This is a genomic window from Cyanobium sp. ATX-6F1 (genome assembly GCF_047395825.1).
In the GTDB taxonomy this organism is placed as follows: domain Bacteria; phylum Cyanobacteriota; class Cyanobacteriia; order PCC-6307; family Cyanobiaceae; genus ATX-6F1.
Genome location: NZ_JBCEBF010000003.1, coordinates 318851 through 332229, shown reverse-complemented (window position 1 = coordinate 332229; position 13379 = coordinate 318851). Strand labels below are relative to the sequence as shown.

The 13379-nt window shown below is 67.7% G+C and carries 15 protein-coding genes and 3 pseudogenes; 9 read left to right on the top strand and 9 right to left on the bottom strand.

The genetic code is table 11. The annotated features are described in order from the left end of the window. Positions 1–2: 2 nt before the first annotated feature. From AAF143_RS13290 to AAF143_RS13275, 4 genes are all read right to left on the bottom strand, one after another. Positions 3–233 (bottom strand): lysostaphin resistance A-like protein, encoded by a 231-nt coding sequence (locus AAF143_RS13290; protein ID WP_414027176.1) that lies wholly within the window; start codon positions 231–233, stop codon positions 3–5. 208 nt (positions 234–441) lie between these two features. Continuing rightward, positions 442–633: a hypothetical protein gene (locus AAF143_RS13285; RefSeq protein WP_414027175.1), complete on the bottom strand. Its 192-nt coding sequence runs from the start codon at positions 631–633 to the stop codon at positions 442–444. Beyond that, positions 630–758, bottom strand: a complete 129-nt coding sequence (locus tag AAF143_RS13280) for a hypothetical protein (RefSeq protein WP_414027174.1) — start codon at positions 756–758, stop codon at positions 630–632. The genes AAF143_RS13285 and AAF143_RS13280 overlap by 4 nt, the downstream gene beginning before the upstream one ends. A gap of 139 nt (positions 759–897) precedes the next feature. Next, on the bottom strand, positions 898–1413 hold the full coding sequence (locus AAF143_RS13275) for a hypothetical protein (protein WP_414027173.1): 516 nt from the start codon (positions 1411–1413) through the stop codon (positions 898–900). Between the two features lie 106 nt (positions 1414–1519). Between AAF143_RS13275 and AAF143_RS13270 the strand changes: the two genes are divergently transcribed. The 3 genes from AAF143_RS13270 (at position 1520) to AAF143_RS13260 (ending at position 4168) form a co-directional block, all read left to right on the top strand. Beyond that, on the top strand, positions 1520–2827 hold the full coding sequence (locus tag AAF143_RS13270; RefSeq protein ID WP_414027172.1) for a histidine phosphatase family protein: 1308 nt from the start codon (positions 1520–1522) through the stop codon (positions 2825–2827). 53 nt (positions 2828–2880) lie between these two features. After that, complete coding sequence (locus AAF143_RS13265; protein WP_414027171.1) at positions 2881–3432, top strand: hypothetical protein; 552 nt, start codon at positions 2881–2883, stop codon at positions 3430–3432. 64 nt (positions 3433–3496) lie between these two features. Next, positions 3497–4168: a hypothetical protein gene (locus tag AAF143_RS13260; RefSeq protein WP_414027170.1), complete on the top strand. Its 672-nt coding sequence runs from the start codon at positions 3497–3499 to the stop codon at positions 4166–4168. Here the strand turns inward: AAF143_RS13260 and lepB are convergent. Then, a complete protein-coding gene (lepB, locus tag AAF143_RS13255) occupies positions 4134–4898 on the bottom strand; it encodes a signal peptidase I (RefSeq protein ID WP_261358802.1) in 765 nt (254 codons plus the stop codon). The genes AAF143_RS13260 and lepB overlap by 35 nt on opposite strands. Before the next feature lie 82 nt (positions 4899–4980). Between lepB and AAF143_RS13250 the strand changes: the two genes are divergently transcribed. Continuing rightward, positions 4981–6504 (top strand): hypothetical protein, encoded by a 1524-nt coding sequence (locus AAF143_RS13250; protein ID WP_255006090.1) that lies wholly within the window; start codon positions 4981–4983, stop codon positions 6502–6504. Here the strand turns inward: AAF143_RS13250 and AAF143_RS13245 are convergent. Continuing rightward, positions 6449–6844 carry a Spx/MgsR family RNA polymerase-binding regulatory protein gene (locus AAF143_RS13245; protein WP_255006089.1) on the bottom strand — a complete coding sequence of 132 codons (396 nt, stop codon included), beginning with the start codon at positions 6842–6844 and terminating at the stop codon, positions 6449–6451. The two genes, AAF143_RS13250 and AAF143_RS13245, sit on opposite strands and share 56 nt — an antisense overlap. A gap of 7 nt (positions 6845–6851) precedes the next feature. Further along, positions 6852–7210, bottom strand: a pseudogene (locus tag AAF143_RS13240) (2Fe-2S iron-sulfur cluster-binding protein). A gap of 117 nt (positions 7211–7327) precedes the next feature. Here AAF143_RS13240 and AAF143_RS13235 point away from each other — a divergent pair. After that, positions 7328–7780 (top strand): class I SAM-dependent methyltransferase, encoded by a 453-nt coding sequence (locus AAF143_RS13235; protein ID WP_414027169.1) that lies wholly within the window; start codon positions 7328–7330, stop codon positions 7778–7780. Continuing rightward, a complete protein-coding gene (locus AAF143_RS13230) occupies positions 7780–8013 on the top strand; it encodes a hypothetical protein (RefSeq protein ID WP_414027168.1) in 234 nt (77 codons plus the stop codon). The genes AAF143_RS13235 and AAF143_RS13230 overlap by 1 nt, the downstream gene beginning before the upstream one ends. Here the strand turns inward: AAF143_RS13230 and AAF143_RS13225 are convergent. Beyond that, entirely contained in the window at positions 7946–8533 is a 588-nt protein-coding gene (locus AAF143_RS13225) for an inorganic diphosphatase (protein WP_414027503.1), read from the bottom strand. The genes AAF143_RS13230 and AAF143_RS13225 overlap by 68 nt on opposite strands. Before the next feature lie 472 nt (positions 8534–9005). Next, the gene (locus AAF143_RS13220; RefSeq protein ID WP_414027167.1) at positions 9006–9422 is read right to left on the bottom strand and encodes a resolvase; all 417 of its coding nucleotides are present in this window, start codon (positions 9420–9422) and stop codon (positions 9006–9008) included. Positions 9423–9626: 204 nt separating this feature from the next. Here AAF143_RS13220 and AAF143_RS13215 point away from each other — a divergent pair. From AAF143_RS13215 to AAF143_RS13205, 3 genes and pseudogenes are all read left to right on the top strand, one after another. After that, positions 9627–11344: pseudogene (locus AAF143_RS13215) on the top strand (proline--tRNA ligase); the annotation flags it as partial. 197 nt (positions 11345–11541) lie between these two features. After that, complete coding sequence (gene psb27, locus AAF143_RS13210) at positions 11542–11952, top strand: photosystem II protein Psb27 (protein ID WP_255006070.1); 411 nt, start codon at positions 11542–11544, stop codon at positions 11950–11952. Between the two features lie 99 nt (positions 11953–12051). After that, positions 12052–13369 (top strand): annotated as a pseudogene (locus AAF143_RS13205) (adenylosuccinate synthase). Positions 13370–13379 lie beyond the last annotated feature (10 nt).

Genomic DNA, 13379 nt, shown 5'->3' with positions numbered 1-13379 from the left:
GTTCAATTGCCCAGCAGCACCAGGTTGGCGAAGGTGACGCCATTCCAGAGGGCGTGCATCAGCACACAGGCCCCCAGGCGACCGCTGCTCCAGCGCAGCCAACCCAGCCCCAGCCCCAGGACGAACAGTGGAGGTAGTTCCCCCAGGCTGAGGTGGGCGATGCCGAACACCAGGCTGCTGACCACGACCCCCCAGACCGCACCGAGTTCCCGGCCGAGCACGGGCAGCAGCACGCCCCGGAAGATCGTTTCCTCGAACAGGGGGCCAGCACGACGGCGGTCAGGGCGAAGCAGAGCAGGGTCGGCAGGCTGTCGCTTTCGAGCACCAGTTCCAGCAGGGGGTTGCTGCCGCCGGGGTCACCCAGCAGCTGGCTCTGCAGCCAACCCACCAGGCTCACCAGCGGCAGCACGATCAAAAAGCCCTTGAGGGCTCGCCTGAGGTTCAGCCCCAGGGGCTGCCAGCGAAACTGCAGCCAACCGCCTTCGGGGGTGCCTGTTGCCGCAGCATCAACGCCAGGATCAGCAGCGGGCAGACCATCAGCCCCAGGTAGAAGATCACCACCGAGATCCCTGAGGACAGCGGTGATCCGACCTGCAGGGCCTTGAGCAGGGCGTCCGTGGGCTGGCGGATCACCAGGGGGTGACCAGATCCCCCAGCACCACGAAGCCACCGGCCACCAACAAGGTGACATCCACCAGGTTGAGTGGGGGGCCACCAGGGCTGCCGCCGCCAGCGCTTTGCCCCGCCAGCGCAGCCACAGCTCGCGCACGAGCAGCATCAGGCCGGCCAGCAGGGCGATGGCAGGCAGCACGTTCACCGCCAGCAACTGCAGGGCCGCCCTGCGTTCTGCAGAACCATCTCGGCACCCTGACGCAGGATCCCCAGGCCCTGCATTCATTAGTTGCCGGCAGGCCCACTGGCGTAGCAGCGGTTGGCCGGCCAGGGGAAGCTAAGGGTCTGGGCCTGCTCCTGCGGCAGCGCCTCGGAGGCCAGCAGTTTCTCCACAAGAACGGACTGATCGGGCGCTGGGCCGGCCTGTTGGAGTTTGAGAAACAGCGTCCGGGCCGCGTCCCTGTGCCCGAGGCTGCCCTCCAGCAGTCCCCGCTCCAGCAGCTTGGCGCCCGTCTCGGGTACGCCCGCTTCGCTTGTGCCCGTGGCCTGGCGATTCAGTTCATCGAGAAGTTGCCGCTCCGGGGCCGTGCCCACCAGGGCTGTCCTCAGGTTGTCTGGCAATTGGGGGGCCGCCAGGATCGCCAGCTCCAGTTGACGCTGGCTGAGGGCGTTGCCCACGGACGGCCGCTGCAGGCTGTCGAGCAGCCCATTGACCCAGAGCAGCAGGCTGAGCAGCAGGCTGAGCAGGGCGAGGCCAACCTTCCAGGGCTGCGAACGGGGCCGGCTGCTGCTCGTTGTCACCCGTGGCGCCCTGCAATCGATCGATTCTCCCTGCGGGCGGGATCGGCCGGCGGCGCTCAGGTTGGGGCCTTTCCCATACGATGACGGCCCCGACGGTTGAATCCCTGTGCCCCTGAGGATTGTGCTGGTTCGCCATGGGCTGAGCAGCTTCAACCTGGAGCACCGCATTCAGGGTCGTGACGACCTTTCCGACCTCACCGAGGAGGGGGTGCGCCAGGCCCGGGCCACCGGCGCCGCGCTCAAGGAGTTGTCCCTGACGGCGGCCTACAGCTCGCCGCTGAGCCGGGCCGCTGACACGGCACGTCATCTGCTGGCCGAGCAGGGCAGTGGCCTGGAGCCCGTCTTCGACGACGGCCTGCTGGAGGTGGATCTGGCCCCCTGGAGCGGCCTGCTGAGCAAGGAGGTGCACGAGCGCTTCCCCGAGCAGGCTCACCAGTGGCTCCACGCCCCCGGTGAGCTGGAACTGGAGGCCGCCGATGGCCGCCGCTATCGGCCGATTCCGGAGCTGCTGGAGCAGGCGGGACGCTTCATCAAGGGCCTGCTGGCCCGCCATGACGCCGATCGCTCGGCAACCGGCACCGTGCTCGTGGTGGCCCACAACGCCATCCTGCGCTGCCTGCTGCTGCATCTGCTGGGGCGCTCCGCCAACGAACTGCGCCGGTTAAGGGTCGACAACGCCTCCATTTCGGTGCTGAACCTGGAGCGCTCCGCCGAGGGCCCGCTGCAGGTGCAGATCGAGTCGCTGAACGGCACCGCCCACCTGGGGGCCGGCCTGCCCCCCAAGGGCGCCGGCCAGCGCCTGTTGTTGGTGCGCCATGGGGAAACCGACTGGAACCGCCAGGGGCGCTTCCAGGGCCAGATCGACATCCCCCTCAACGCCAACGGCTGGGCCCAGGCCGAGGCGGCCGGCCGATTCCTTGAGCCGGTGTCCTTCCAGCGCGCCTACACCAGTTCGATGGCTCGGCCGCGCCAGACCGCCGAGGCGATCCTGAAGACCCATCCGGGAGTGCCGCTCACCAGCGTTCCAGCGCTGGTGGAGATCGGCCATGGCCTCTGGGAAGGCCAGCTGGAGCAAGAGATCGCCGATGGCTGGCCGGCGTTGCTGGCCGACTGGAAGCGGGCGCCCCACACCGTGCAGATGCCCGAGGGCGAGAACCTCCAGCAGGTCTGGGACCGCTCACTGCTGGCCTGGAACCGCATCGTCGCTGGACTCGATCCCAGCGAAACGGCCCTGGTGATTGCCCATGACGCAGTCAACAAGACCATCCTCTGCGCCTTGCTGGGCCTGGCCCCGGCTGACATCTGGGCGGTCAAGCAGGGCAACGGCGGTGTCACGGTGATTGATTACCCCCAGGGCCCCAAAGGCCTGCCGTTGGTGGCCGCCCTCAACCTGACGGCCCATCTTGGGGGGTGATCGATCGCACCGCCGCCGGCGCCCTCTAGATCGTCACCACACCCAGGGGTCCGATGTCCGCCCGTTTTCTGCGCCAGGTCCAGCTGCTGGAGGGGCCCGATCAGCCCCTGCGCTCCGAAGACGTGCTGCTCAGGGACGGTGCCATCGCCGCTTACGGCGCCGAGGCTCGTCAGCAGGCTGCGCGCGAGGGTCTGCCAACGCTGGAGGCCCAGGGCTGGCTGCTGGCCCCCGCCTTGGTGGATCCCCACAGCGTGCTGGAGGATCCGATCAATGGCCGGGCTGAAACGCTGGCCACGCTGGTGCGCTCGGCGGCCGCCGCGGGATACGGCACCGTCGCCCTGCTGCCCCGGGCCCGCAGCTGGCGCGACCGCCCCGAGCGCCTGCAGCTGAGCGCCGCCGCTCCTTTCGAACTGCTGCTCTGGGGCAGCTTCAGCTGCGGCGGGCGGGGTGAGGAGTTGGCCCCCATGGGGACCAGCTGGCCGCCGGGGCGATCGGTCTGGCCGAAGACGGCGACCTGCCGCCCCTGGCCCTGCTGGAGCGGGGCCTGCGCCTGGCGGAGGGTGGTGATCGGCCGCTGCTGCTCGCGCCCCGGGACCCTTCGCTGACCCAGCAGGGCTTCGTGCGGGAGGGGGTGGAGGCCCTGCGGGCCGGCTGGCCCTCGACCCGGTGGTGAGTGAAACCCTGCCGTTGCAGAGCCTGCTCACCCTGGCGGCCCAGGCGCTACCGGAGGCCAGCCCCCTGCGGCTGATGAACCTCAGCACCGCCGCCGGCGTGGGGCAGCTGCGGCAGGCCGCCGCATTCATGCGCGCTGACCTGCCGCTGGCCAGCGTCGGCTGGTGGCATCTGCTGGCCGACAGCGGCCGCCTCGATCCCGTGGCCGAGGGTTGGCATGTGGTGCCTTCCCTGGGCACGCCGTCCGACCGGGAGGCGCTGATCGCGGCCCTGGCCGAAGGGCTGCTCACCGCCGTCGCGGTGAACCACCACCCCCTCGATGCGGAGGAGCAGTTGCTGCCGGTGGACCAACGCCAGAGTGGTGTGGCCGGCCACCGGTTTGTGCTTCCGGCGCTCTGGCGGGAGCTGGTGGTGGGCCGCGGCTGGAGCGTGAACGATCTGTGGCAGGCCCTGAGCTGGGGACCCTCCCGGCTGCTCGGTCGGCCTGGGGAGCGGCTGGAACTGGGCGGCCGCCGCTGGCTGCTGTTCAATCCCGATCAGGAGTGGGACCCGCAAGCGGACCTGGAGGCTCCCCTGGCGGCGAATGAGCCCCTGGCGGCCGAGCGTCAGCGGGGCCAGGTGCTGGCCACAGGTCTCAGGGCTTCCCTGTGGCGGGGGCCGCTGCCTTGAGGGGATCGGGGGCCCCCAGATCACCCAGGGCGTTGAAGGGGAAGAAGCGGTAGAAGGCGCGGCCGATGATCTCGCTCTGGGGCACGAACGGACCCCCTGGCCAGAACCGTCCGTCCCAGCTGTTGGAGCGGTTGTCCCCGAGCATCAGCACGTGGCCCTTGGGCACCACCGCATTCAGCGGGCGGCAGGGTCCCATGCCCTGGTTGTCCACCGGGCAATAGTTCTGGACGTAGGGCTCCACCAGCCGCCGGCCGTTGATGCTCACCTCGCCCCTGGGGTTCACCACCACATGGTCGCCGGGAACGCCGATCACGCGCTTGATGTAGGCGTCGCAGGCCGGTTCCTGAATCCCCGGCAGGGCGCCCACCAGAGGCAGGTTCACCAGCAGGCAGCGCAGGGGGCCCACCTTGTGGTCGACGGAGAGGGCTGGATCGAAGTGGTACGGGGAGTGGAACACCGCGATTTCTCCGCGCCGCGGCTCCCGCTGCCGGTAGCTGAGCTTTTCCACCAACAGCCGGTCCTGGATCTGCAGGCCGGGCAGCATCGAGCCGGAGGGGATGAAGCGGGCCTCGAGCAGGAATTGACGAACCCCCAGGGCGATCGCCAGGGTCATCACCACGCTGCGCCAGAACCCCCAGGCGCTCTCCTCCGGTTTCTCGGCGGAAGCCTTGGGTGCGGGCGCCGCTGGCGTGGCTTGGGGCGGCGGGGCTTGGGGGTCCTGGGCGGTCAAGGGCTGGCGCTCCTGGGGCGCGGTGAATGCTGGAGATTAGGCAGGGCGCCTTCCCTAGCCTGAGCCTTCCCGTGCTGACGCCATGGTTCGGCCCCGCTGGCACGATCCTGTCCCCCCGGAAGCGGCGCCGCTCTGGCGTGGCTGGGACCGCTTCGTGGCCCTCTGGGCCACCGTCAACCTGATCTTTGTGGGCTTCGACCTCAGCTATGTGCCCCTGCGCACCTTCTGGCTGCAGCGCAACCTCTACCCCCTGCCGTCGGTGCCGCTGATGCTGCCCATGACGGTCCTGCCCGATGTCACGCCGCTCTACGACCCGGTGAAGGGCATCGAGCCCCACCGGGAGACCCGCACCTTTCTGGTGCGCTTCGAGGCCCTCGATCGGGCGATGACCCAGGCGGGAGTGGATCCCCGCCAGCGCTCAGATTTGCGGCGCCAGCAGCTGGAGCTCACCCGCGCCCTGATCGACACCAACCCGTTTCAGGCCTCTGGCGCCACCGGAACCCTGGAGAAGATCAAGAACCGCCTGCGCCAGCGAGCTGATCTGGATTCCGCCAAGGCTTCGGCGGAGCGGTTGCTCAGCGACGCCTGGCTGCAGCAGCACCCCTGGAGCGGTGAACGGCTGTTCTGGCGCAAGGAGGTGTTGCCCCTGGTGGCCACCAACTACTGGCGTTCGATCGATGAGAACGGCCGCCCCACCGACCACTTCTGGCGCATCGACCTGCTGCTGTTCCAGTGGATCTTCCTGCTCGACATCCTGATGCGCCTGGTGCGCCTGCGCCGGCGCCTACCTGGCCTGAGCTGGCGGCAGGCCTGCCTGCGGCGCTGGACCGATCTGCCGCTGCTGCTGCCTTTCTGGCGGCCGCTGCGACTGGTGTCGGTGATCGAGCGTCTGCAGTCCAGCGGGTTGGTCAACTTCGAGCCCCTGCGGGCGGTGCTCAGCCGCGGTGTGGTGGCCCTGCTGGCGGTGGAGCTGTTTGAGGTGCTGGCGTTGCAGCTGGTCGATGGGATGCAGCAGCTGGTTCGTTCACCCCAGTGGCCCGATCGGATCCGCACCCTGCGCAGCCACCAGAGCGTGCCCTCCCAGCAGGAGTGGGAGGTGGTGGAACTGCTGCGGATCTGGGGCCCCTTGGTGCTCGCCCAGGTGGCGCCGCGCCTGGCGCCGGAGCTTCGCGCGATCGTCGGACATGCTCTGCAGCAGAGCTTTCGCACCACGGTGCTGCCACCGGCCCTGCGCAGCCTTCAGCCCTTGCTGCAGGTGGAGCAGGAGCTGAGCCGGCAACTGGCGGCGGGGGTTGTTGACAACCTCCTCGGCCTCTCGCGCAGCACTGGCCAGCGCCTGGAGCAGGCCGACGACCAGCAGGTGCGCGAGATTCAGGACCTGATCGATCGCTTCTGGGATGAACTGGCCCTGGCCCTGGAGTCGGGTGGCGGAATGGTGCGCAGCCAGCAGTTGATCTGCGCGCTGCTGGAGAACCTCAAGGTGACCTACCTGGCCCAGATCAACCGGGCGGGCATCGAGCAGCTGATGCAGGAGCTCGATGCACTTACCCTCACGCCACAGGTGAGTGAAACGCCTCCTGCCAGCGCTGAGGATCAAAGCCCGTGAGGGCCCCGCCGTTTGAGGTGAGCACGAAGGGGCGCTTGATCAGTTTGCCGTCAGCGGCCAGGGCCGACAGGGCCTCGTCGTCGCTCAGTGACCTGACGGTGGCGGCACCGAGGGCGCGGTAGCTCAGGCCGCTGGTGTTGAACAGGCGCTGGCGATCTCCCAGCGAAGCCAGGGCCTGGCGCAACTCCGCCAGGGAGGGCGGCGAGCTGGTGATGTCGACCACCTCGTGGGCAATGCCCTGCTCCTGCAACCACTTCAGGGCTTTGCGGCAGGTGCTGCAGGCCGCGTAGCTGTAGATGCGCAGGGCATTCCCCGGCACCGGAGCCGTTGGGGCGGTCATGGCGCCGCTACTTGCCGATCAGCGCTTTGAGGGCTCCCACCAGGCTGTTGGAGCCTTTGCCCACCCCAGCGTCGGGGCGGGTGCGCACGGTGACGTCGCCATTGACGGTGGTGCGGCAGCTGAGGCGGTAGTTGGAGGGCCGGTCGGCGAGGTAGACCTGCTCGACATCGCTGCGGGGGAGAGGTTGCGCTCACCTTCGAGCACCTCCATCACACAGGTGCCGCACTGGCCGAGACCACCGCAGTTGTTGAAGTTGTTCAGGCCCTTGTAGGGGTTGATGCCCGCGTCCAGGGCGGCCTTGCGCAGATTGGCCCCCTCGATGCAGCCGACCTGCTGGCCTTCCTTTTCGAAACGGATGGTGGGCACTGTCGATAGGGGGACATGGCGCCGTCCAACCTACCTGTCGGTTGGCGCCTGCTTTTCGCCCATGCAACGGATCTTGGCGGAGCTGCTCCCTAGCATCGGCGCAGCTGTCCCTCCGCCGTGGTCGCCCACCCCGATGAACCCCTGGAGACGGCCGGCTACGACCTGATCCTGCAGCAACTGATCCCTGGCTACACCAGCCTGGCGCGCCTGGCGGTGGCGCTGTTGGCCGCTGGTCCCAGCGCCGCTCAGCAGGGCGCAGCAGTGCTGGTCGCCGGCTGTGGCACCGGCGCCGAGCTGCTGGAGGCGGTGGCCCAGCGTCCTGACTGGCGGCTCACGGCCATCGACCCTTCGGCGGCCATGCTCCAGGTGGCCCAGGAACGGCTCAGCCATGCGCCCACGATCGAATGGCGCCCCTGCACGGTGGAATCGCTGCAGGAAAACGGACGGTTCGCCGGAGCCCTCTCGGTGCTGGTGCTCCAGTCGCTCCCCGACGACGGCAGCAAGCTGGCCTTCCTCACGGCCCTGGCCCAGAGCCTTCAACCCGGGGGCAACTGGTGTTGGTGGATCTGATGCGCTCCTCCCTCAGTGGCCTGGAGGAGCAGCTGGAGGCCGCCTGGCTGGGCTTTCAGCGGGCCAGTGGGCTCTTGGCCAGCGATGAACAGCTGGCTCCCCTGACCCAGGCCCTTCACCCCATCGGCTTGGCCCGCCTCACGGCTCTGGTCAACGCGGCCGGCTTCAGTGATCCGGCGAGGATTTTCCAGGCCCTTGATGTGGAGGGTTTCCTGCTTCAGCGTCGCCGCTGAGCGGCCCCTGGGCTGCCCTGATGCACCGCTCCAACAGGGCTGCGACGCAGTCTGAATTCTGCCAGCCGAGGATCGTGGTGGTTCGGCCCTCCAGATTCTTGTAGATGCGAAAGAACTCCGCCACCTCCTCCAGCTGGGTGGTGGCGATCTGGCGAATGCTGCGGATGCCGTCCTGGCGCGGATCGGCCGCCGGCACGCAGAGCAACTTTCCGTCGGGGTGGCCGCTGTCGATCATGTCGAGCACACCGATGGGCCGGGCGACGATCAGACAGCCGGCGAAGGTGGGCTCTTCCATGATCACCATGGCATCGAGCGGAGCGCCGTCCTCCGCCAGGGTGTTGGGGACGAACCCGTAGTCGAACGGGTAGCGCACGGAGGAGTGCAGCACCCGATCAAGGGCCATCACCCCGGCTTCGGGGATGTACTCGTACTTGTTACGGCTGCCGGCGGGAATCTCCACCACCAGATTCACCAGCCCTGGGGCGGGTGAGGGGGCAGGCGTTCGAGATCCATCGCTCAAGCTGGCCGGAAGGGTGAGAACAGCACCACTTTCGGTTCCGTTAACTCTCGACCCACCACTGCCAGAACCGTCCCGCTCGACGTCGCTGCCGTCCAGGCCGAGTCGGGGCGGCCGATCACCCATCACGCTCGCGAGCGGAAGGGCAAGGGCCAAAAGGGCGATCAAGACCCCAGCCAGGGCGGAACCGGTGGCCTGAAATGGTTTTTGACTGAAGGGATCCTCTCCGGTGTCCGCTGCCGTGGGGTCGTCGGTGAAGGGGTGACTGGCGGCGGTTCGGGGTGGGGGGTCGGAGTCCATGGACGAGGGTGAGGGGGCAGCCCCGACCTGCGATGCTCGGATCGAAGGAGGAAGCAACTGAGTCGCGGGGATCGAAGGGTCAGCAACCTGACGCCATCGGGCGCGTATTCAGTCACCTTCAATTGTGGCACTTAAAGGCAGGACGATCCAGTTCGTCCCCAAATGGCCACCTGGCCTAGGCCGCTGGGCGCGACTGCTCGTTGCGCTCGCGCTTGGCGCTGAACTCAAGGGGCGGGCTCTCGATGCCGCCAAGGTGCTGGCGGATGAAGCGCAGTTCCTCAAGGATTGAACCAAGAAGTTGATGGGTCGCGGTGGAGGGGGAGTTGAGGACCTCCACGGTGACCTCCTTGATGCGCAGCACGTCCCGGGCAAAGCGGGCCACTTCGTTGGGGTGGAAGTGGAGTGGATCCTTCTGATCGCTGCGGTACTCGGGGTTGAGCTTGCGCGGGTTGAACGGGGGATTGAGGTTGCGGGGGTCGGTGTTCGTGTAGCGATAGACCGAGGCCCGTGAGCGGTTCAGCGCTTTCTGCACCTCATCGATGCCGATCAGGGCATCGCCCACCACCGTCGCCCCATGGGCGCTCTCAGGCAATCCCCCTGGAGCGGCGCCGCCGAATACGCACCCACTCCAGTGGTGGGAATCGAATGGGCGACCATGAGACGACTTTGCGACGATTGGGAGTTCCGGGGACCTTAGCAGAACTTTCCGGTCCCGCCGGTGGCCACGGCCGCCGCCGCGCCTACCCCGCAGGATTGAGTGATAGCGTCCAGCCCAAAGGCTCCCTCGACTCTTCCCATGCGCGTCTCCCGCCTGATGCTGGTGACGCTGCGGGACGATCCCGCCGAAGCCGAAATCATCTCCCACAAGCTGCTGCTGCGGGGGGATACATCCGTCGGGTGGCGTCCGGCATCTATGTCTACCTGCCTCTGCTCTGGCGCGTGCTGCAGAAGATCTCAGCGATTGTGCGCGAGGAGATGAACGCCGTCGGGGGTCTCGAAACCCTGCTTCCCCAGCTGCAGCCCGCCGACCTCTGGGAACGCAGTGGCCGTTGGCAGGGCTACACCGCGGGCGAGGGGATCATGTTCCACCTGGTGGATCGTCAGCAGCGTTCGTTGGGTCTGGGCCCCACCCATGAGGAGGTGATCACCGCCCTGGCCGCAGATCTGTTGCGCTCCTACCGCCAGCTGCCGGTCTGCCTCTACCAGATCCAGACCAAGTTTCGCGATGAGATCCGCCCCCGGTTCGGCCTGATGCGCGGGCGTGAATTCATCATGAAGGACGCCTATTCCTTCCACGCCCATGAAGAGGATCTGCGGCGGGCCTATGGCGAACTTGATGGGGCCTACCGGCGCATCTTCGGCCGCTGCGGCCTTCGGGCCGTGGCCGTGGAGGCCGACAGCGGCGCCATCGGTGGTTCCGCCAGCCAGGAGTTCATGGTCACCGCCGAGGCCGGCGAAGATCTGATCCTGACCAGCCCGGACGGCACCTATGCCGCCAACCAGGAGCGGGCTGTTTCCCTGGCCAGCGAGGCGGTGCCGCTGATCGCCGGCGAGGTCACGCTTCTGGCCACCCCTGGCCAGACCAGCATCGAGGCCCTCTGCGCCGCCCACGGATTCGATCCCAGCCAGATCGTCAAGGTGTTGCTGCTGCTGGCCCGCTTTGCCGCAGGGCCCTCCCAGCCGCTGTTGATCAGCCTGCGGGGTGATCAACAGCTCAATCCCATCAAGTTGGCCAATGCCCTGACGGCCCGTCTGGGGGAGGAACGCGGCACCCTGCTGGATGTCGAGCCGATCAGCGCCGAGCAGCTGCAGAGCCAGGGACTCAAGCCCCTGCCCTTTGGCTATCTCGGCCCCCAGCTCGAGGATGCCGTTCTCGCCGGCGCCAGGGATTGGTCGCCCTCCTTCCTGCGGCTGGCGGATGCCACCGCCGCCGCGCTCGACATCTTTGTGTGCGGGGCCAACCAGCCGGAGGCCCACCGGGTGGGGGCCCGTTGGAGTGAGGCGGGCACCACCCCTGAGAGCCTCGATCTGCGCGCGGCCCAGGCGGGCGACCGTTGCCTCCATGACCCCAGCCAGCTGCTGGGGGCCCGCCGCGGCATCGAGGTGGGTCACATTTTCCAGCTGGGGCGCAAGTATTCCGAAGCCCTGGGGGCCCGCTTCACCAATGAGGCCGGCGAGGAGGAGGCCCTCTGGATGGGCTGTTACGGCATTGGTGTCTCCAGGCTGGCCCAGGCGGCGGTGGAGCAGCACCACGACAGCAACGGCATCATCTGGCCCGTGGCCATCGCCCCCTTTGAGCTGATCATCGTGATCGCCAACGTCCAGGAGGAGGCCCAGGTGGCCCTGGCCGAGCAGTTGTACGGCGAACTCCAGCGGGCCGGCATCGATGTGTTGCTCGACGATCGCCCCGAGCGGGCCGGGGTGAAGTTCAAGGACGCGGACCTGATCGGCATCCCCTGGCGGGTGGTGGTGGGCCGGGGCGCCCAGGCAGGCACGGTGGAACTGGTGGAGCGCCAGGGCGCTCTGGAAGCAGGAGCTCGCCGCCTCCGAGCTCCTGGCCACGGTGCTCTCCGGCCTGGTGGACCAACGGCGCGGCCTGGCCAGCGGGGCGGCCTGACGCAGGCAGGCACACTGCCTGAATGGGAAGCTCCGGCCCTTGGGGCCCCAAAGCTCAGTTCTTCTAAGATCCAACCCTCCTAGTTGCATTCCCCATGGCTGCGGTGCTCGTTCGCGTCAAGGCTTCCCTGGTGGCGGTCTGCCTCTGCCTGGTGCTGGTGCTCTCCGCCTGCACATCCGCCAGTGGTCCGATCACGGGGAACTACGTCGATGACACCGTGGCTGTGGCCCAGAGCCTGCTGACCACCATCGCCCTGCCGCAGGACGATCCCAGCCGTAAGCAGGCCGAGGTCGAGGCCCGCAGCCTGATCAACAGCTACACCGCCCGCTATCGGCCCCAGGCTCGGCTGAACGGCCTGAGTTCCTTCACCACCATGCAGACGGCCATGAACGCCCTGGCGGCCCATTACGCCGCCTACGCCAACCGCCCCATCCCGGAAGCGCTGAAGGCACGGCTGGACAAGGAGCTCAAAAAGGCCGAAACAAGTGTCGTCCGCGGCGCCTGAGCCCTGGCGGACAGAACGCGCCGCGTCCGTTCCCTTTGACGAAGGGCTGGGCGATCTGAGAAGCTCACGGATTGTGCTTTAAAGCGGCTTTGGGCCGCTGTGCCCTTGGCCAACGTTGTCGTCATCGGAGCACAGTGGGGCGACGAGGGGAAGGGCAAGATCACCGATCTGCTGAGCCGCTCCGCCGACGTCGTCGTCCGTTACCAGGGCGGTGTGAACGCCGGTCACACGATCGTCGTGGACGACAAGGTGCTCAAGCTGCACCTGATTCCCTCGGGGATTCTTTATCCCGAGATCATCTGCCTGATCGGATCGGGCACGGTGGTGGACCCCAAGGTGATGCTCGGTGAGCTCGACATGCTCACCGAGAACGGCATCGATATTTCCGGGTTGCGTCTGGCCTCCACCGCCCACGTGACCATGCCCTACCACCGTCTGCTCGACCAGGCGATGGAGCAGCGCCGCGGTGATCGCCGCATCGGCACCACCGGCCGGGGGATCGGTCCCACCTACGCCGACAAATCGGAGCGCAATGGCATCCGGGTGCTCGATCTGCTCGATGCGGACCGGCTGCGGGATCGGCTGTTGGCACCACTGGCCGAGAAGAACCTGCTGCTGGAGAGGATTTATGGCCTCGAGCCCCTCGATCCTGAGCAGGTGATCGCTGAATACGCCGCCTATGGACGCCGCCTGGCGCCCCATGTGGTGGATTGCACCCGCACCATCCACCAGGCGGCCCGCGAACGCAAGAACATCCTGTTCGAGGGCGCCCAGGGCACCCTGCTGGATCTTGACCACGGCACCTACCCCTACGTCACCTCCTCCAATCCGGTGAGCGGTGGGGCCTGCATCGGCGCCGGGGTCGGCCCGACCCTGATCGATCGCGTGATCGGGGTGGCCAAGGCTTACACCACCCGGGTGGGCGAAGGGCCCTTCCCCACCGAGCTGGAGGGGAGTCTCAACGACCACCTCTGCGACCGGGGCGGCGAGTTCGGCACTACCACCGGGCGCCGGCGGCGTTGCGGCTGGTTCGATGGCGTGATTGGCCGCTATGCGGTGCAGGTCAATGGCCTCGATTGCCTGGCGATCACCAAGCTCGATGTGCTCGATGAACTCGATTCGATCGAGGTCTGCGTCGCCTACGAACTCAACGGCGAGCGGATTGAGTATTTCCCCAGCAGTGCCGAGGATTTTGCCCGCTGCCGGCCGATCTACGAGAGCCTGCCGGGCTGGCAGTGCTCCACCGCCGACTGCCGCCGCCTGGAGGATCTCCCCCACGGCTATGGCTTACCTGCGCTTTTTGGCCGAACTGATGGAGGTGCCGATCGCCATCGTTTCCCTGGGCGCCAACCGTGATCAGACGATCGTGGTGGAAGATCCCATCCATGGCCCCAAGCGGGCTCTGCTGAGCGTCTGAGGTCAACGAA

What these genes read in the sequence shown, in the direction of transcription:
- AAF143_RS13245 (WP_255006089.1), bottom strand. Translation starts at nt 6,844, where the DNA reads ATGACCGCCCCAACGGCTCCGGTGCCGGGGAATGCCCTGCGCATCTAC.
- psb27 (WP_255006070.1), top strand. Translation starts at nt 11,542, where the DNA reads ATGGCTGCGGTGCTCGTTCGCGTCAAGGCTTCCCTGGTGGCGGTCTGC.
- AAF143_RS13265 (WP_414027171.1), top strand. Translation starts at nt 2,881, where the DNA reads ATGTCCGCCCGTTTTCTGCGCCAGGTCCAGCTGCTGGAGGGGCCCGAT.
- AAF143_RS13250 (WP_255006090.1), top strand. Translation starts at nt 4,981, where the DNA reads ATGGTTCGGCCCCGCTGGCACGATCCTGTCCCCCCGGAAGCGGCGCCG.
- AAF143_RS13230 (WP_414027168.1), top strand. Translation starts at nt 7,780, where the DNA reads ATGCGCTCCTCCCTCAGTGGCCTGGAGGAGCAGCTGGAGGCCGCCTGG.